This is a genomic window from Serratia ficaria (assembly GCF_900187015.1).
Lineage (GTDB): Bacteria > Pseudomonadota > Gammaproteobacteria > Enterobacterales > Enterobacteriaceae > Serratia > Serratia ficaria.
Genome location: NZ_LT906479.1, coordinates 2,791,299 through 2,809,702, shown reverse-complemented (window position 1 = coordinate 2,809,702; position 18,404 = coordinate 2,791,299). Strand labels below are relative to the sequence as shown.

The window sequence follows — 18,404 nt, the reverse complement described above, 5'->3', positions numbered from 1 at the left end:
TGTAAATAGACTAAAATGACGCCGATGGTGTTATCTGCTTGCGTTTAAAATCGACAACGGCGCTAATAAATCAGAGTTCTGTCAACTTTTGCTGACAGATTGCTTCTACCGCTCGGGGTGAGGGAGTATCATCATCGCCAGTCATCCCCGCACTTGCAGAGATAAGGCCAATACTGATGCGTTTGGAAGTATTTTGCGAAGACCGGCTCGGTCTCACTCGAGAATTACTCGATCTTTTGGTATCGCGCAGCATTGATTTACGGGGCATCGAAATCGATCCCATCGGCCGCATTTACCTCAATTTCTCCCAGCTGGATTTTGACACTTTCCGCGCGCTGATGGCGGAGATCCGTCGCATCGCCGGCGTTACCGACGTGCGCACCGTCAACTTCATGCCGTCCGAACGCGAGCACCGCGCCCTGCGCGCGCTGCTGGAATCGATGCCGGAACCGGTGTTCTCGATCGACATGAAAGGCAAGGTCGAGCTGGCCAACCCGGCGGCCCAGGCGCTGTTCAGCCTGAGCGAGGACAAGATCCGCAATCAGACCGCCGGCGCCTTGATCGGCGGCTATAACTTCAGCCGCTGGCTGGAAAGCGAGCGCACCGCTCCGCACTCCGAACGGGTGGTGATCCGCAGTCAGGACTTCCTGATGGACATCACGCCGATTTATCTGGAAGACGAGAATCAGCAGCACGCCGCGGTGGGCGCGGTGGTGATGCTGAAGTCTACCGCGCGCATGGGGCGGCAGCTGCAGAACCTGTCGGTCAACGACGATACCGAGTTCGACCATATCGTCGCCGCCAGCGCCAAGATGCGCCACGTGCTGGAGCAGGCGCGCAAGCTGGCGATGCTCGACGCGCCGCTGTTGATCGTCGGCGACACCGGTACCGGCAAGGATATTCTGGCGCGCGCCTGCCACCTGCGCAGCCCGCGCGGCAAGCAGCCGTTCCTGGCGCTGAACTGCGCCGCGCTGCCGGACGACGTGGTGGAAAGCGAACTGTTCGGCCATGCGCCGGGCGCTTACCCCAACGCGCTGGAAGGCAAGAAGGGGTTCTTCGAACAGGCCAACGGCGGTTCGGTGCTGCTGGACGAGATTGGCGAAATGTCGCCGCGCATGCAGACCAAGCTGTTGCGCTTCCTCAACGACGGCACTTTCCGCCGGGTAGGCGAGGAGCACGAGGTGCACGTCGACGTGCGGGTGATCTGCGCCACGCAGAAAAACCTGACCGAACTGGTGCAGCGCGGCGAGTTCCGCGAAGATCTCTATTATCGCCTCAACGTGCTGACCATCACCATTCCGCCGCTGCGCGAGCGCCCGCAGGACATTATGCCGCTGACCGAGCTGTTCGTGGCGCGCTTCGCCGACGAGCAGGGCGTGGCGCGGCCCAAGCTGGCCAACGATCTGGGCGGCTTCCTCGGCAAATACGGCTGGCCGGGCAACGTGCGCCAGCTGAAAAACGCCATCTACCGCGCGCTGACCCAGACCGAAGGCTACGAACTGCGTCCGCAGGATATCGTGCTGCCGGAGTTCGAAGTGGAGATGTCGTTGGGCGACGAGGTGCTGGACGGCTCGCTGGACGACATCAGCAAGCGCTTCGAGCGTTCGGTGCTGACGCGCCTGTATCGCACCTACCCGAGTACCCGCAAGCTGGCGAAGCGGCTGGGCGTTTCTCATACCGCCATCGCCAACAAACTGCGTGAGTATGGGCTCAGCAGCCGCAAGGCCGCCGGCGAGGGCGAAGAATAAAAAAGGCGCCTTGCGGCGCCCTTGGTGGTATCGGGGTTCGGCTTGCGCCGGGCCCTTTTTTATTTCAGCGCGGCCAGCGCCGCGTCGTAGTTCGGCTCGGTGGTGATTTCATTCACCAGCTCGCTGTACAGCACGTTGTCCTGGCCGTCCAGCACCACCACGGCGCGCGCGGTCAGACCCGCCAACGGGCCTTCGGCGATCTCAACGCCGTAGGCCTGCTTGAAGTCCGCGCCGCGCAGAGTGGAGAGGGTCACCACGTTGCTCAGGCCTTCCGCGCCGCAGAAGCGGGCCTGGGCGAACGGCAGGTCGGCGGAGATGCACAGCACCACGGTGTTATCCAGGCCGCCGGCCAACTGGTTGAAGGTGCGTACTGAGGTGGCGCAAACGCCGGTGTCGATGCTTGGGAAAATGTTCAGGACTTTGCGTTTGCCCGCGAAGCTGCTCAGGGCTACGTCTGACAGGTCTTTGGCCACCAGCGAGAAGGCGTTGGCTCGTTCGCCCGGCTGCGGCAGTTTGCCCGCTACGCTGACCGGATTGCCTTGAAAATGTACTGTCTGAGTCATTGCTGGATTCCTTTTACAGGTGTTTATACAAAGGGCATGAGCCTAATAAAGTGGCCGCTTTGGCCGCGGTTAACATTAGGTTCACACCCTCGCGCCAGTTTATGTCAACAATTGCGGGTTGGATATACAAAGTTTGCTAAATAGTTGTATATATTAGGCTGTTTATAAAAACATCGCCCGCGCATCCGCCTGGCCGATGCGCCATTTTCGCTCAGGAGCCGTTATGAGAAGCATGCGTTTTTATCCCGAAGCCTGGCCGCTGCATACCGCCTTCGTCATCGCCCGCGGCAGCCGCACCGAAGCCCGAGTGGTGGTGGTCGAAATCGAGCAACGGGGCGTGCGCGGCGTCGGGGAATGCACGCCGTATCCCCGCTACGGCGAAAGCGAAGCTTCGGTGATGGCGCAGCTGGCGGAGGCGGCGTCGGCCGTCGAACGCGGCGCCGGCCGTGAGCAACTGCTGGCGCTGATGCCGGCGGGCGCCGCCCGCAACGCGCTGGATTCAGCGCTGTGGGATCTGGAGTGCCGTTTGCACGGCCAAAGCCTGTGGCAGCGCTGCGGCGTCGACGCGCCGCGGCAGATCCGCATGGCGCAAACCGTCAGCATCGGCACGCCGGAGGCGATGGCCTTCGCCGCCTGCGAGCTGGCGCGGCAGGGCGCGACGCTGCTGAAGATCAAGCTCGACGACCGGTTGATCAGCGAACGGCTGGTGGCGATCCGCGCCGCTGTGCCGCAGGCGACGTTGATCGTCGACGCCAACGAGTCCTGGCGGGCCGAAGGGTTGGCGGCGCGCTGCCAGCTGCTGGCCGATCTCGGCGTGGCGATGCTGGAACAGCCGCTGCCGGCCGGCGAAGACGACGCGCTGGACAATTTCATTCACCCGCTGCCGATCTGCGCCGACGAGAGCTGCCACACCCGCGCGGACCTGCCGCGCCTGGCCGGGCGTTATCAGATGGTCAACATCAAGCTGGACAAAACCGGCGGTTTGACCGAAGCGCTGGCGCTGGCCGCCCAGGCGCGTGAGCAGGGGTTCGCCATCATGCTCGGCTGCATGCTGTGCACCTCGCGCGCCATCGCCGCGGCGTTGCCGCTGGCGCCGGGGGCGCGCTTTGTCGATCTGGATGGCCCAACCTGGCTGGCCGACGACGTCGAGCCGGGGCTGGCGTTTGCGTGCGGGGCGATCCTGAATCTCGCCCCGGAGCATTAATCGGGGTAGGTCAGCAGCTCCACCATGGCGTCGAGATAGCTTTCGCTGGCGGCGTCGGCGGAGATCGGCGGAAATTCGGCGGTAATGCACGGCAGCGACAGATCGGCGCACCAGCTGCCGAAGGAGCCGGGGGTCTCGTAACCGACGCTGGTCACCAGCGGCAGGGCAAACTTATGCGACAGCCAAACGCCGAGCCGCGAGCTGGCGGGATCTTCGATGCAGGCCAGCGGTTCATGGAAAGAGACCACCCATTGGGGCTTCAGCCGATGGATCAGGTGACACAGGGCCTGGGTTTCCGGCTCTGATCCGGGGCGGCCGCCGGTCGACAATTTGACATCGCGCACCGGCGCCGCGCTGTTCCAGCGGTACACCGTATCGCCGGAGCGCCAGTTGGCGGCCGGGAAATTGCGGTTCAGATCGACGCCGTTGGCGTTGGCGCGCAGGCCCAGCTGGCAGCCGTCGGGGTTCACCGCCAGCACCACGTGGTGGCGCAGCTGGCTTGGGGCGATGCTGCGCAGCGCGCAGGACAAAGTCACGATGGCGGCGCTCTCGTCGCCGTGGGTGCCGGCGATGATCAGCCCGGTACCCGGCCCGCTGGCCGCCGCCGGGAAGTACAACAGCGGCGCCCCCAGCAGCGAACTGCCGTAATTCTCTCCTGCAACTGCCAATTGGCCACGTTCACTGCGCGGTCGATGTTGAGTCATGCTGTGGTCCCTGGTTCAAAGGTCGAGAGTCATTGTCATTTTATTCAGTGTATTACGCTTTTCCCGATCTTTCCCAGCGCAATTGTTCGGCCGTTGAGCAATCTGTGAGCCGCCCGGCGGTGAAAGCGCGAATAAAACCCCGCCGGGCATTTCGCTGTTGTTATACTAACGGCAGAAGCTAACCCAATAACCAGCAAGGGGATTTAACATGCCAGTAGCCAGAATAGTTGCCAGCTATAGCGAAAATGAGAAAGACACCATCACGCTGCTGTGCGGCGTGGACGCAGAGAACCAGATCCGTCAGGGGGAGTGGTTCGGCGTGGTGAAAAATGACGACGGGCGTGGTGATGAGTCGAACTATCCGTTTTCCCTGCACGTCGATTACCAGAACAACGCCTTCTATCTCGATTACGGCTATGACGACGCCGATTCGCGTCAGCTGCAACAGACCGATATCCACGCCAAACCTTTGGCGGAGAAAGGCTTCTTCACCATTTTCGATGAGGAAGAGGGCGAAGAGTTCAGTTACCGCATCGACAGCATTCATCTGTACGACTGATCGCCGCCGAGCAGGAATACCCCCGTGCCGACCCGGTCGCACGGGTTTTTTATTGTCTGGCGCGCAGTTTTCGCATCTTGTTGACCGCGGGCTATAGGTGAGCGGGATCTTGTGCTATATGATAAAAAATTCAGACGGTTAACGGGGGATAATTCAGAATGACGGGAAGAAAAATTCAACGAGGTTTTCGTTTGGCGCTCTGCGCCGCGGCGATCGGCGCGTGCCTGAGCAGCGCGATGGCGGCGCAGGTTCCCCCGGGCACCGCGCTGGCGGACCAGCAGGAGATCGTGCGTCACATCAAGGACGAGCCTGCCTCGCTCGATCCGATCAAGGCGGTCGGCCTGCCGGAGGCCCAACTGGCGCGCGACCTGTTTGAAGGGCTGGTCAATCAGGACGCCAATGGCAAAGTGATCCCCGGCGTCGCCACCCGCTGGCAGACCAACGATAACCAAACCTACATTTTCCACCTGCGCAAAGATGCGCGCTGGTCAAACGGCGATCCGCTCACCGCCAAGGATTTCGTCTACAGCTGGCAGCGGCTGGTGGAGCCCAAGAACCTGTCGCCGTTCGCCTGGTTCGCTCAGCTGGCGGGCATCAAGAACGCCGAACAGATCATCAGCGGCAAGCTGCCGGCCGACAAACTGGGCGTGACGGCGCCGGACGACTATACATTGCAGGTGCAGCTGGACAAGCCGGTGCCGTACTTCGTCAGCCTGACCGCCAACTTCAGCCTGTTCCCGGTCAACCGGGCGGTGGTGGAGAAATTCGGCAACGACTGGACCAAGGTCGGCAATATCGTCGGCAACGGCGCGTTCAAACTGCAAGACCGGGTGGTGAACGAGAAGCTGGTGCTGACGCCTAACGAACACTATTGGGACCATGCGCACACGGTGCTGACCAAGGTCACCTTCGTGCCGATCAACCAGGAATCCAACGCCACCAAGCGTTATCTGGCGGGGGATATCGACATCACCGAATCCTTCCCGAAAAACATGTACCGAAAGCTGCTGAAAGACATTCCGGGCCAGGTGTATACCCCGGATCAACTCGGTACCTATTATTACGCCTTCAACACCCAGCGCGCGCCGACCAATGACGTGCGGGTGCGCCAGGCGCTGTCTTACGCCATCGATCGCAAGATCATCGCCGAAAAGGTGCTGGGCACCGGCGAAAAACCGGCCTATCACTTTACGCCGGACGTGACCGCCGGGTTCAAGCCGGAGCAGAGCCTGTTGCAGCAGCAATCGCAGGCCGAGCTGGATGCGCAGGCCAAGGCGTTGCTGCAGGCGGCCGGCTATGGCCCGAACAAGCCGCTGAAACTGACCCTGCTGTACAACACCTCGGAAAGCCACCAGAAGATAGCCATCGCCGTGGCCTCGATGTGGAAGAAAAAGCTGGGCGTCGACGTCAAACTGCAAAATCAGGAGTGGAAGACCTACATCGACAGCCGCAATACCGGCAACTTCGACGTGGTGCGCGCCTCCTGGGTCGGCGACTACAACGAAGCCTCGACCTTCCTGTCGCTGCTGACCTCGACCCACAGCGGCAACATCGCCAAGTTCAAGGATGCGAATTACGATAAGCTGCTGGAGCAGGCCGGCCACGAGACTCATCCCGCCGCGCTGACCGCCGACTACAACAGGCTGGAGCAGATTATCGCGGCGCAGGCGCCGATCGCGCCAATCTACCAATATACCAACGGGCGATTAATCAAGCCGTGGGTGAAAGGCTACCCGATCACTAACCCGGAAGACGTCGCTTACAGCCAGACGATGTATATTATCAAACACTAGCATCAGGCCGTAAATTCGGCCCCGCCTGCGTGGGGCCTTTATTTTTATTGAGCCGGCGTCGGCATCAGGTTTATTTAATTAACGCGAAAAACCCCGTTAATTAAAAACAGGGTTGCCATCATCAATTATATTTTTCGGTTGGGGATTAATTCTGCGTTATAAGCTATCCCGCATGGCGTCGACCACCACGCGGCCCGCCATATCGGTCTGGGTGATGCGGTAGCTGGTCGGGTAGGAGCGGCGGGTGCTCAGGTGATCGTGCACCGAGACTTTGCCGACCTGCGCGCCGGCGGCGTTTTTCACCACAAATTCGCTGATTTCTTCCTGGCCCTGATTTTGCAAATGAATGCTGCCGATTTTCTCCAGCGTATCGCTGTCGTTTAATTTTAAATGGTCGCGTAACATAACTACCTCCTCGTAGTGAGGAAAGTATATGCCCATGAAATTTGAGCTGAAACAGCTTTGTGTTACTTTATTATCATCATTTTGAATTAAAATTGCTGGCAATATGTTAAGTCATAATAATAAAACCATTGCCAGCGGTTTATTTCCGTTATCGCTGCATTTATCGGCGGCGGTTTATTGCATCGCCGTTATTATTAGTCTGCGCTGATAGAAAATAACGTTCGGCGCGCCACCGCGGAAGGAAATACGCAGGACACGCTGTGCGCGCAGCCGGGTACCCTCTGCAACCGGCGGTTTTTGTCCGGCGCAATAAAGCGGCGGTCATAGTCGGCGTAGGCCAGGCCGCGTTGCAGGCGGTAGGGGCCTTGCAGCCGCGCGGTGCAGGATTTGTCGAGTATCGGGTAGAAGCTGCCCGGCGCGTTGCCGCGGTCCCGTTCCGCTTCCAGGTAACTCACGTCGGCGGCGGCATAGCGTTGGCGTACGGCGTCGCCATTCAGCGTGCGGGGCAGCGCCTCAAGGCCATATTTCCAACGGTTGGCCTGCGGACATTGGCCCACGTCTGCGGCCCGCCAGCGGAAACGGCAATCTCCTTCGCGGCGACAGCGGTCCCAGCCGACGGGGCGCCCGTGCCGCAACGGCTGCGGCCGCAGGCGATCGAAATACAGCCAGCTGCCCGGATCGGCCACCACGTAACGCAGCCGCAATCCGTTCGGCGGATTGGCGAAGCCGATGTAGTGCTGCACGAACTGGGCGCCGGCGGAGAATCCCGCCACGGTCACGGTTTGCAGCGACGGCCAGCGTTGCTTCAGCTCGGCAATCAGGCGATCGAGCGCGGCGAAGGAGCCGGTTTTCCCGCCGTTATCCAAACCGCCCGCGATCCAGGAGCCGCAGCGCCACAGGGCATCGCCGCTTTGCGGCGGCGGTACGCCGGCCGAACGGCAATGGGCGGATTGCGCCTCGGGCACCTGAAACAGCGGGGCGACCAGCAGGGTGGTCGAGGCCCGGTCGGCGAGCCGTGCGGCGCGGATCGCCGCGGCCAGCGTTTTTCCCGCGTCCCGCGGGTGGCCGTGCAGCACCACCAGAGCCGAGCGCGGGCCGGACGGCGGCGATTTTGCAACGAAATAAGACAGGCTGCCCGCCGCGTTATCCAGCGGAATTCGGTAGGCGTCGGCGATCGCGGCCAGGGAATTATCGGCGGCCTGCGCAGCGCGCAGCGGCAACAGGCAAAGCGCCAGCACATAACAGAACGCCAGAAATTTCATATCGAACGGCCAGGCGAAGGGAAGATGCCTCCATCTTAGCGCATAACCGGCGCTTGAATGTTGAAACGGCTGTCATCTTTGATTCGCAAAGCATTAACGCTAGACTCAGGAGTACAGAAAGACGAAGGGGATAATGAATGGAAGTCATCGAGGGGCGCGAGTTACAGGTTCCTGACGCGGTATATGCTTATCAATTGGACGGCAAGGGCGGGGTCACCGCGATTGATTATGATGATAAGGTCACCTGCGATGAGCCGTGTTGGCTGCATTTGGACTATGCCCATCCCGGCAGCGCCGCCTGGCTGAACAGCACGCCGCTGTTGCCGGATGCGGTGCGCGAGGCGTTGTCCGGCGAAAGCTCGCGGCCGCGCGTTAGCCGGCTGGGCGAAGGCACCATGATCACGCTGCGCAGCATTAACTTCAACGCCGATTCCCGCCCGGATCAGCTGGTGACCATCCGCGTGTACATCACCGACAAGCTGATCGTCTCCACCCGCCACCGCAAGGTGTACTCCATCGATCAGGTGGTGAACGATTTGCAAAGCGGCAGCGGCCCGACCAACAGCGGCAACTGGCTGGTGGAAATTTCCGATGCGCTGACCGATCACACCAGCGAGTTTATCGAAGATTTGCACGACAAGATTATCGATCTTGAAGATGCGCTGCTCGAGCAGCAAATTCCCGAGCGCGGCCAGCTGGCGCTGATCCGCAAACAGCTGATCGTGCTGCGCCGCTACATGGCGCCCCAGCGCGACGTTTTCTCGCGCCTGGCCAGCGATCGCCTGCCGTGGATGAGCGACGACGACCGCCGCCGCATGCAGGACATCGCCGATCGATTAGGCCGCGGCCTGGACGATTTGGACGGCAGCATCGCGCGCACGGCGATCTTGTCGGATGAAATCACCACGGTGATGGCCGACGCCATGAACCGCCGTACTTACACCATGTCGCTGCTGGCGATGGTGTTCCTGCCCACCACCTTTTTGACCGGGCTGTTTGGGGTCAACCTCGGCGGCATCCCCGGCGGCGGCAACCCCTTCGGCTTTGCCGCATTTTGCCTGATGCTGACCGGGCTGGTGCTCGGCGTGGCCTGGTGGCTGAGACGCAGCCGCTGGCTGTAGCCAAAAATACGGAAAACCCGGCTAACATTGAGCGATATCAACATTTAGCCGGCTGAAATGGGGCATGATCTCTCTCGCAGGTGAATGCAACGTCAAGCGATGGGCGTTGCGCTCCATAATTGTCTTACTTTCTTATTTTTGAATTACTGCATAGCACATTTGATTCGTACAATGCCGGTTTAATCACCGGCATTTTTTTGTCTGCCGTTTCTCAGGCCGCGCTTTCATCCCAGAAGCTGGCTTCGATCTTGTGCCCATCCAAATCCCGTACGAAACAGCCGTAGTAGGCTTCGCCATAGTGCGGCCGCGAACCCGGCGCGCCTTCGTCGACCGCGCCGGCCAGCAGCGCCTGGCGATGGAACTCGTCAACCTGCTGTTTGCTGGTGGCGAAAAAGCCGACGTGCACGCCGTTGCCGACCGAAGCGGGTTGAGCGTCGTTCGGCAGCTGCAGCCAAAACTCCGGGTAATCGCGGCCATAGCCGATGGCGCCGGGGTGTTCGAGCACCCGGCGGCAGCCCAGGGCGGCCAGCGTGCGGTCATAAAATACCGCGGCGGCGTCAAAATTATTGGTTCCTAGCGAAACGTGGGACAGGCAAGGGGTAATGTTCATGGGCAATCTCCGCGTAACTGTACAAATAAACAGTATATCGGGAAAATGGCATCATCCATGGAATTTTGCGCAGATTGTGAGCGGGATCGACCTTGGCGACAAGGAAAAGCAACCGCCCGCAGGGTTGCGGGCGGCAGGGGATTATTTGATTTCGAGCACGTTCAAACGTTCCAGCGCCGGTGCGGCGTCGTCCGTCTCTTCCGGCTCCCAGCCCACCGGCTGCAGCGGGAGCTCTTCGCGATCAAACGCCAGGTCGCCGCCGTCTACCACCTCGCTGCCGTGGTGAATGCCTTTGAAATCAAACAGGTTGATATCGCTAAGGTGTGAAGGAACCACGTTCTGCATCGCGCTGAACATGGTCTCCAGGCGCCCTGGATAGCGCTTGTCCCAATCGCGCAGCATGTCGCCGATCACCTGGCGCTGCAGGTTGGGCTGCGAGCCGCACAGGTTGCACGGAATGATCGGGAAGGCTTTAGCGGTCGAGAAACGTTCGATATCTTTCTCGCGGCAATAGGCCAGCGGGCGGATCACCACGTGTTTGCCGTCGTCGCTCATCAGCTTCGGCGGCATGCCCTTCAGTTTGCCGCCGTAGAACATATTGAGGAACAGCGTCTGCAGGATGTCGTCGCGGTGATGGCCCAGGGCTATCTTGGTGGCGCCCAGTTCGGTGGCGGTGCGGTAGAGAATGCCGCGGCGCAGGCGTGAACACAGGGAGCAGGTGGTTTTGCCTTCCGGGATCTTGTCCTTGACGATGCTGTAGGTGTTTTCCTCGACGATTTTGTATTCCACCCCGAGTTTTTCCAAATAGGCGGGCAGGATATGCTCCGGGAAACCGGGCTGTTTCTGATCGAGGTTCACCGCCACCAGCGAGAAGTTCACCGGCGCGCTCTGCTGCAGATTGCGCAGAATTTCCAGCATGGTGTAGCTGTCTTTGCCGCCGGACAGGCAGACCATGATGCGGTCGCCTTCCTCAATCATATTGAAATCGGCGATCGCTTCGCCCACGTTGCGGCGCAGGCGTTTCTGCAGCTTGTTGAGGTTGTACTGCTCTTTTTGGCTAACGGTTTGCTTTTCTGACATTTAAATCGTGCTCATTCTCAATTGGGGGCACTATGGGGGCATGGCATTTTAGATAGCGAGTTTAACATTCAACAGGCTGATTTGATCATTATTCATCATCGTGCCTCCACGCGCCCTAAGCGAGGCCTGTATGGTACGGATTGTGCGGCCGAATGCCAGTCGTTTTATCGCCGATTTGCCGACGTCTGCGGCTGAAAAGCCAAATAGCCCAAGATTGCGCCGGCAAATATGACAGCGGGGCGCGAATCGCTCGCGCCCCCGAGGTTACTCGGCGGAGGAGTTATCCGCCTTGCCGGCCAGCAGGCTGAGGAAATCGTACTTCTCCTTCAGCTCCCGCTCGGCGGCCCGATACAGCGCGCTGGCCACCTCCGGCTGCTGCGAGTTCAGCCGGCGGAAGCGCTGTTCCTTGAGCAGGGTTTCGGTCAGGTCGCTGTTCGGCGGCCGTGAATCCAGCGCCAGCGCCACCTTGCCTTCGGCGCTGCGGCGCGGATCGAAGCGGTACAGCGGCCAGAAGCCGGTGGCGGTCAACTGTTTCATCTGATCGTGGCTGAGCGCCAGATCGTAACCGTGCTCCTCGCAGGGGCTGTAGGCGATGATCAGCGACGGCCCCGGATAGGCTTCCGCCTCCTGAATCGCCTTCACCGTCTGGTTGAGCTGCGCGCCCAGTGAAATTTGGGCGACGTAGATGTGGCCGTACATCATCATGCTGACCCCCAAGTCCTTGCGCGCCTTGCGCTTGCCGTGCTCGCCGAACTTGGTGACCGCACCGAGCGGGGTGGCCTTCGACTGCTGGCCGCCGGTATTGGAGTAGCACTGGGTATCGAGCACCAGCACGTTGACGTTTTCGGTCAGGCTGAGCACATGGTCCAGCCCGCCGAAGCCGATGTCATAGGCCCAGCCGTCTCCGCCGATCAGCCAAATGGATTTATCCACCAGATAATCGGCGTCGGTCGCCAGCTGGCGCGCGTCGTCGCCGTCCAGCAGCGCCAGCCGCGTGCGCAGTTCGGCTATCTGTTGGCGGCGCGGCTCCGGCGCGATGTCGGTCATCTGCAGCGCATTGACCAGCTGTTCTGGCAGCTGCGGCGCCAGGGTGTTCAGCAGGCGCAGCACCCGGATGCGGTGCTGGTCGACCGTCAGGCGGAAGCCCAGCCCGAATTCGGCGTTATCTTCGAACAGCGAGTTGGCCCAGGCCGGCCCGCGGCCTTCGGCATTGGTGGTGTACGGGGTGGTCGGCAGGTTGCCGCCGTAGATCGACGAACAGCCGGTGGCGTTGGCGATCAGCAGCCGATCGCCGTACAGCTGGGTCAGCAGTTTGATATACGGCGTTTCGCCGCAGCCGGAGCAGGCGCCGGAGTATTCGAACAGCGGGGTGATCAGCTGCGAGGTGCGGATGTCGATGCGCTCCATCTGCGCCGGGTCGATCTCCGGCAGCTGCAGGAAGAAGTCGTAATGCGCTTTTTCCGCGTCCAGATTATCGAGGCGCGAGGCCATATTGATCGCCTTGATTTCCGGGTTCTGACGATCTTTCGCCGGGCAGACCTCTACGCACAGGTTACAGCCGGTGCAGTCTTCCGGCGCCACCTGCAGCACATATTTCTGGCCGCGCATGTCGCGCGCCTTCACGTCCAGCGACTGCAGCGAAGCCGGCGCCTGTTCCATCGCCCCGGGCGGCACCACCTTGGCGCGAATGGCGGAGTGCGGGCAGGCGGCGACGCAGTGGTTGCATTGGGTGCACAGATCCGGCCGCCAGATGGGGATCTGTTCGGCGATATTGCGTTTTTCCCACTGGGTGGTGCCGACCGGCCAGGTGCCGTCCGGCGGGAAGGCGGAAACCGGCAGGGCATCGCCCAGCCCGGCCAGCATCGCGGCGGTGACGGTCTTGACGAAGTCCGGCGCGGCGTCGGAAACCACCGGCGGGCGCATCGGGCTGGCGGCGTCGACCGGCCGCCGCGGGATCTCGACCAATGCGCTGCGGGTGGCGCCCAGCGCCTGCCAGTTGCGCTCGACGATCTCCTGGCCTTTGCTGCTGTAACTGCGGGAAATGGCGTCCTGCAGCTGCTGCAGCGCCACCTCGCTCGGCAGGATCTGCGTCAGGTGGAAGAACGCCATCTGCATGACGGTGTTGATGCGCGCGCCGAGCTGGCATTCGCGCGCCAGCCTGGCGGCGTTGATGATATAGAAGCGCGCCTGGCGCTGGTTCAGCAGGGCCTGCACCTCCTGCGGCAGCCGCGACCACGCCTCTTCGGCGCCGTAAGGGGTATTGAGCAGGAAGATGCCGCCGGGCTTCAGGCGCTCAACCATCTGGTATTTATCGATAAACTGCAGCTGGTGGCAGCCAACGAAGTCGGCGTGGCTGACCAGGTAGGCCGAGTTGATCGGCTGCTCGCTTACGCGCAGGTGTGAAACCGTCAGGCCGCCGGCCTTTTTCGAGTCGTAGACGAAATACCCCTGGGCATACAGCGGGGTACCGTTGCCGATGATTTTGATATTGTTTTTGGTGGCGGACACCGAGCCGTCGCTGCCCAGCCCATAGAACAGCGCCTCCAGCGAGGCGCGCGGCGGCAGGGTTTCGTCGCTCAGCGGCAGCGACAGGCCGCTGACATCGTCGAAGATGCCGACGGTGAAGCGCGGCCGCGGCTGGGGCTGCGCCAGCTCGCGGAACACCGCCAGCGCGCAGTCCGGCCCGAACTCTTTCGACGACAGCCCGTAGCGGCCGCCAATCACCCTCGGCAGGCTGGCGCGCTCGCCGCGGCTGAAGGCTTCCGCCAGCGCGGTCATCACGTCGAGATACAGCGGCTCGGCCAGCGCGCCCGGCTCCTTGGTGCGATCCAGCACCGCGACGTTGCGCACGCTTTCCGGCAGCACGCCGAGCAGATGCCGGGCGGAGAACGGCCGGAACAGACGCACCTTCAGCACGCCGACCTTTTCGCCGCGGCTCAGCAGGACATCGACCGCTTCTTCGCAGGTGCCGATGGCGGATCCCATCAGGATCGCCACGCGATCGGCCTGCGGATGGCCGTAATACTCAAAGGGCCGGTAGGCGCGCCCGGTGATTCGGGCGAATTTGTCCATCGCGTCGACGACGTGCCGCTCGCCGTCGTCGTACCACGGGTTAGTGGCTTCACGCGACTGGAAATAGGTGTCCGGATTGGCGGAGGTGCCGCGCACCACCGGATGATCCGGCGACAGCGCCCGGCTGCGGTGCGCATCGATCGCCGCCTGCGGCAGCATCTGGCGCAGCGAATCGTCGCTCAGCGGCACTATCTTGTTGATTTCATGCGAGGTGCGGAAACCGTCGAAGAAGTGAATAAACGGCAGGCGGCTGTTGAGGCTGGCGGTTTGGGCAATCAGCGCGAAATCCTGCGCTTCCTGCACGTTGCTGGCGCACAGCATGGCGCAGCCGGTCTGGCGCACCGCCATCACGTCCGAATGGTCGCCGAAGATCGACAGCGCGTGGGTGGCCACGGTGCGCGCGGCGACGTGCAGCACGAAGGGTGTCAACTCGCCGGCCAGTTTGTACAGCGTCGGGATCATCAACAGCAGACCCTGCGACGAGGTGAACGAGGTGGAAAGCGCGCCGGTTTGCAAGGCGCCGTGCACGGTGGCGATGGCGCCGCCCTCCGACTGCATTTCGACCACGCGCGGTACGTCGCCCCAAATATTCTGCCGGCCGTCGCCCGACCAGGAATCCGCCTGTTCCGCCATGGTGGAGCTGGGGGTGATAGGGTAGATGGCAATCACTTCGTTGGTGCGGTAGGCCACGGAAGCGACTGCATTATTACCATCTGTAGTAATCATCGACTTTACCTTTCATTGCTCGAAAAGCTGCGGAAGTCGCCCCCCGCAGTAATTAATAAAGTCTAGCAGAGCGCGATAACCGCTCTTTATCGCGATTGTGTGGCGGCGGATAAATCGGCACTCGGCGGAGTAAGGGAATATTTCCTGCAGCAACATTGCGATAAAACAGGGAATTGTCATGATTGTTTAACGACAATTTATTTCCTGCACGCCATACTGGCGAACCGATGAAGATAGAGAAGAAGAAGCATGAGCGCATTTATGTATTTGACGATGGCGATCGTCGCGGAAGTGATCGCCACCACCATGCTGAAAGCCTCGGAAGGCTTTACCCGCCTGTGGCCGTCGTTACTGGTGGTAGCCGGCTACGGCGTGGCTTTCTGGGGGTTGTCGATGGTGGTCAAGACCCTGCCGCTGGGCATCGTTTACGCCATCTGGTCAGGGATGGGCATCGTGTTGGTTTCGATCGCCGCCGTATTCGTTTACCAACAGAAACTGGATTGGCCGGCGGTGATTGGCATGGGTTTAATTATCGCCGGGGTGCTGGTGATTAATTTGCTGTCGAAAGCCTCGGTGCATTGAGCGTTATTTATTGGTGAAAAAATCCGGCGTGACATAATGCCGCGCCGGTTGAAGAATTCAGTCATCATTCACTGAAAATAGTGGAATGCTAATAAGTTAGCGACAGCAGCATAGCCGTAAATAACGCGCTGGCCGGTAGCAAAAAATGCGCAGCGGCGGGCTAGCGCACGTCAAGTGAATTAACCCCCGGCACCGCCATCACCCGCTGATAAATATCGGCGATTTGTCGCTTGGGTGACAGCGTCACCTCCAGCGACAGCTCACAAAGCTCGGCGTCGCCTTCGCGCTGGGTTACCGCCAGGTGCGCCGGGCGGATGCGCAGCTTTTGCAGCTCCAGCAGCACCGCCGGCACGCTGTGCGGCGTCAGGCGCATCAGCAAATAATGGTGATGGCCGATCAGCCGATTGCTGAGCTGACGGAACACCTCCAGCACCACCAGGGTCATCAGCGTGCCGTAGATGCCGATCTGATACAGCCCACTGCCGATCACCAAGCCGATCGCCGCCGTCACCCACAGCCCGGCGGCGGTGGTCAGCCCTTTCACCACCTGCTTTTGTATCATGATGGTGCCCGCGCCGAGGAACCCCATGCCGCTGACCACCTGGGCGGCGACGCGGCTCGGGTCCAGTTCCACGTGCGACAGGCTGAGCAGGTCGTCAAAGCCGTACTTCGACACGATCATAAACATTGCGCTGCCGATGCCCACCAGAATATGGGTGCGCAAACCGGCCTCTTTGGCGCGCAGCTGGCGCTCCAGGCCAATCAGGCCGCCCAGCGCGCCGGCGAGGGCGATACGTAACAAAAGGTCTGTAATCATGGTACAAATATCCTTTAACGAAAATAAATGTCCGTGGCGTTCAAAAAAACGGCAAATAATTGCTGGAATATATTTTCATTATTTATATATCAAGCTAGATTAAACGAGTTTGCATCAAAGATAACAAAACGTGTCCGCATTAGTGACGCGCGTTATCGGCAATGGCGATTTTACACAGCGCAGTTTCGGGTTCAGGAGTGGAATAATGACAACATCAAAATGGTTGCTGGCCAGCGCCGTGCTGTTCTTGGCCGCCTGCAGCAGTAATAATGACGAACCGGTACAACAGGGCAACAGCGCCAGGATCAATACCCTGCAAACCAGCGCCAACTGCGCGGGCGTGGGGGGCGTCACCACCATTGCGCACAATCTGAACGGCGAAGCGCTGCGCATGTGCCAGATGCCGAACGGCATGCAGTGCGAAGAGCGGACGCTGGGCCAGGGGGCCTGCGCCAACGCCGGATAACGGCAGTCACCGGACCTTGCGCGGTCTGGTGAACAAGGATCACTGCACCCAGTCTCTCAGGGTATATACCAGGGTATGGTCGCCGTCGCTCAGCGTTAACCGCTGCGCGCTGAGGGTGACTTTTGCGCCGTTTTGCAGCAGCGCGCGGATCGTTCGGTCCCACCGATTGCGCTGCGCATCGGCACACGTCATGCGGGTGGTGGCCAGGTTTTTCACCGTCAGCACCCCGTCCGCCAGCTGGCCCTGGCCGAAGAAGCGGCTGCACATGGCGCCGGAGACATGCATCTTTTCGCCGAATTCCAGGTTGGGCGGGTTGCCCGACCGGGCCGCGACCGCCACGCCGTCGACGCTGGACAGCACAAAATTGTGATGCAGCAGGTCGCTTGCCTGGATGCGCTCCTGCGGCCGGTTCATGCCGCACCCCGCCAATACCGCTGCCGCCAGGGCCACCAACGCCCATTTTTTCATCGTTATCGCTCCTCGAGTGCGGGCGCCGCCGTGCGCCCGGCGGAGTGGTCAGGCATTCAACTGGTTAGGGCAGTTTTCGCCGCGCTCCAGCTGGCCGATGTTCTGCAGCGTGGTCTGCGAGATGCTGGTCAGCGCTTCTTCGGTCAGGAAGGCCTGGTGGCCGGTAAACAGCACGTTGTGGCAGGCCGACAGGCGACGGAACACGTCATCCTGGATCACGTCGTTCGATTTGTCTTCGAAGAACAGATCGCGCTCATTTTCGTAAACGTCCATGCCCAGCGCGCCGATTTTCTGCTGTTTCAGCGCGTCGATGGCGGCGGTGGAGTCGATCAGCGCGCCGCGGCTGGTGTTGATCACCATCACGCCGTCTTTCATCATCGCGAAGGCGTCGGCATTCAGCAGGTGGTGGTTTTCCGGCGTCAGCGGGCAGTGCAGGGTGATGACGTCAGACTGCGCGTACAGCGTTTTCAGATCGACATATTCCGCGCCCAGCGCCAGCGCCTGTTCGCTTGGGAAAGGATCGTAAGCCAGCAGCCGCATGCCGAAGCCTTTCAGGATGCGCATGGTCGCCACGCCGATTTTGCCGGTGCCGATCACCCCGGCGGTGCGGTTGTGCATGTTGAAGCCGATCAGCCCTTCCAGCGAGAAGTTGGCGTCGCGGGTGCGCTGATAGGCGCGGTGAATGCGGCGGTTCAGGCACATCATCATGCCAACCGCGTGTTCGGCCACCGCTTCCGGGGAATAGGCCGGCACGCGCACCACCTTGATGCCCAGACGCCTGGCGGCGTCCAGGTCCACGTTGTTGAAGCCGGCGCAGCGCAGGGCGAGGATCTCCACCCCTAACGCCGCCAGTTCTTCGAGCACTTCACGGCTGCCGTCGTCGTTGACGAAAATACACACCGCCTTGCATCCGGCGGCGGTTTTGGCGGTTTTCTTGCTGAGCATGAAATCGAAAAACTCCAGCTCAAAGCCAAACTGCTGATTCACCAGTTCGAGATATTTACGGTCATACTGTTTAGTACTGTATATCGCCAATTTCATCGTGGTTTCTCCACCGTGATTTTGTGATCAATTTAACAGATTTTAGTAAATTCTACAATTGGTTAGCATTTTGAAATGGGCTGGCATCAAGGCATTTTCTGCGCTTGAGCGGCGGTTATCAAGAGGGGCGCGGCGGCGGGCGATGGCGACAAAAAAATCCCCACGGGGGTGTGGGGAATGGCT

Annotated in this window: 17 protein-coding genes; 7 read left to right on the top strand and 10 right to left on the bottom strand. The window is 60.8% G+C overall.

Annotation, left to right across the window (positions count from 1 at the left end):
• The first annotated feature begins 176 nt into the window (after positions 1 to 176).
• Complete coding sequence (gene tyrR, locus CKW09_RS13260) at positions 177 to 1,748, top strand: transcriptional regulator TyrR (protein ID WP_061795143.1); 1,572 nt, start codon at positions 177 to 179, stop codon at positions 1,746 to 1,748.
• Between the two features lie 59 nt (positions 1,749 to 1,807).
• On the opposite strand, the gene tpx is transcribed toward tyrR, so the two are convergent.
• Entirely contained in the window at positions 1,808 to 2,311 is a 504-nt protein-coding gene (gene tpx / locus CKW09_RS13255) for a thiol peroxidase (protein ID WP_095097744.1), read from the bottom strand.
• A gap of 223 nt (positions 2,312 to 2,534) precedes the next feature.
• Between tpx and ycjG the strand changes: the two genes are divergently transcribed.
• Positions 2,535 to 3,515: an L-Ala-D/L-Glu epimerase gene (gene ycjG, locus CKW09_RS13250; protein WP_095097741.1), complete on the top strand. Its 981-nt coding sequence runs from the start codon at positions 2,535 to 2,537 to the stop codon at positions 3,513 to 3,515.
• Here the strand turns inward: ycjG and mpaA are convergent.
• On the bottom strand, positions 3,512 to 4,219 hold the full coding sequence (mpaA, locus tag CKW09_RS13245; RefSeq protein WP_061795146.1) for a murein tripeptide amidase MpaA: 708 nt from the start codon (positions 4,217 to 4,219) through the stop codon (positions 3,512 to 3,514). The genes ycjG and mpaA overlap by 4 nt on opposite strands.
• Before the next feature lie 208 nt (positions 4,220 to 4,427).
• Here mpaA and CKW09_RS13240 point away from each other — a divergent pair, with 208 nt between their 5' ends.
• Positions 4,428 to 4,778 carry a hypothetical protein gene (locus CKW09_RS13240; protein ID WP_061795147.1) on the top strand — a complete coding sequence of 117 codons (351 nt, stop codon included), beginning with the start codon at positions 4,428 to 4,430 and terminating at the stop codon, positions 4,776 to 4,778.
• A gap of 158 nt (positions 4,779 to 4,936) precedes the next feature.
• Positions 4,937 to 6,571 (top strand): peptide ABC transporter substrate-binding protein, encoded by a 1,635-nt coding sequence (locus CKW09_RS13235; protein ID WP_061795148.1) that lies wholly within the window; start codon positions 4,937 to 4,939, stop codon positions 6,569 to 6,571.
• Between the two features lie 156 nt (positions 6,572 to 6,727).
• Here the strand turns inward: CKW09_RS13235 and CKW09_RS13230 are convergent, their stop codons facing one another.
• Both CKW09_RS13230 and CKW09_RS13225 read right to left on the bottom strand, forming a co-directional pair.
• Positions 6,728 to 6,976: a hypothetical protein gene (locus CKW09_RS13230; protein ID WP_061795149.1), complete on the bottom strand. Its 249-nt coding sequence runs from the start codon at positions 6,974 to 6,976 to the stop codon at positions 6,728 to 6,730.
• Positions 6,977 to 7,170: 194 nt separating this feature from the next.
• A complete protein-coding gene (locus tag CKW09_RS13225) occupies positions 7,171 to 8,238 on the bottom strand; it encodes a hypothetical protein (RefSeq protein WP_095097738.1) in 1,068 nt (355 codons plus the stop codon).
• A gap of 137 nt (positions 8,239 to 8,375) precedes the next feature.
• On the opposite strand from CKW09_RS13225, the gene zntB reads away from it, so the two are divergent.
• On the top strand, positions 8,376 to 9,359 hold the full coding sequence (gene zntB, locus CKW09_RS13220) for a zinc transporter ZntB (RefSeq protein WP_095097735.1): 984 nt from the start codon (positions 8,376 to 8,378) through the stop codon (positions 9,357 to 9,359).
• 211 nt (positions 9,360 to 9,570) lie between these two features.
• On the opposite strand, the gene CKW09_RS13215 is transcribed toward zntB, so the two are convergent.
• From CKW09_RS13215 to nifJ, 3 genes are all read right to left on the bottom strand, one after another.
• Positions 9,571 to 9,969 (bottom strand): VOC family protein, encoded by a 399-nt coding sequence (locus CKW09_RS13215; RefSeq protein ID WP_061795152.1) that lies wholly within the window; start codon positions 9,967 to 9,969, stop codon positions 9,571 to 9,573.
• Between the two features lie 141 nt (positions 9,970 to 10,110).
• Positions 10,111 to 11,049 (bottom strand): tRNA 2-thiocytidine(32) synthetase TtcA, encoded by a 939-nt coding sequence (ttcA, locus tag CKW09_RS13210; RefSeq protein ID WP_095097731.1) that lies wholly within the window; start codon positions 11,047 to 11,049, stop codon positions 10,111 to 10,113.
• A 264-nt stretch (positions 11,050 to 11,313) separates the two neighbouring features.
• Positions 11,314 to 14,847: a pyruvate:ferredoxin (flavodoxin) oxidoreductase gene (nifJ, locus tag CKW09_RS13205; protein WP_095097728.1), complete on the bottom strand. Its 3,534-nt coding sequence runs from the start codon at positions 14,845 to 14,847 to the stop codon at positions 11,314 to 11,316.
• Between the two features lie 249 nt (positions 14,848 to 15,096).
• Here nifJ and ssmE point away from each other — a divergent pair, with 249 nt between their 5' ends.
• Positions 15,097 to 15,429, top strand: a complete 333-nt coding sequence (gene ssmE, locus CKW09_RS13200; RefSeq protein ID WP_061795155.1) for a multidrug efflux SMR transporter SsmE — start codon at positions 15,097 to 15,099, stop codon at positions 15,427 to 15,429.
• A gap of 160 nt (positions 15,430 to 15,589) precedes the next feature.
• Here ssmE and CKW09_RS13195 read toward each other — a convergent pair whose 3' ends face one another.
• Entirely contained in the window at positions 15,590 to 16,246 is a 657-nt protein-coding gene (locus CKW09_RS13195; protein WP_095097725.1) for an MgtC/SapB family protein, read from the bottom strand.
• 205 nt (positions 16,247 to 16,451) lie between these two features.
• On the opposite strand from CKW09_RS13195, the gene CKW09_RS13190 reads away from it, so the two are divergent.
• Positions 16,452 to 16,712 (top strand): putative hemolysin, encoded by a 261-nt coding sequence (locus CKW09_RS13190; protein ID WP_061795157.1) that lies wholly within the window; start codon positions 16,452 to 16,454, stop codon positions 16,710 to 16,712.
• Between the two features lie 39 nt (positions 16,713 to 16,751).
• On the opposite strand, the gene hslJ is transcribed toward CKW09_RS13190, so the two are convergent.
• Both hslJ and CKW09_RS13180 read right to left on the bottom strand, forming a co-directional pair.
• Complete coding sequence (hslJ, locus tag CKW09_RS13185) at positions 16,752 to 17,180, bottom strand: heat shock protein HslJ (RefSeq protein WP_061795158.1); 429 nt, start codon at positions 17,178 to 17,180, stop codon at positions 16,752 to 16,754.
• Positions 17,181 to 17,228: 48 nt separating this feature from the next.
• A complete protein-coding gene (locus tag CKW09_RS13180; protein ID WP_061795159.1) occupies positions 17,229 to 18,221 on the bottom strand; it encodes a 2-hydroxyacid dehydrogenase in 993 nt (330 codons plus the stop codon).
• Between the last annotated feature and the right edge of the window lie 183 nt (positions 18,222 to 18,404).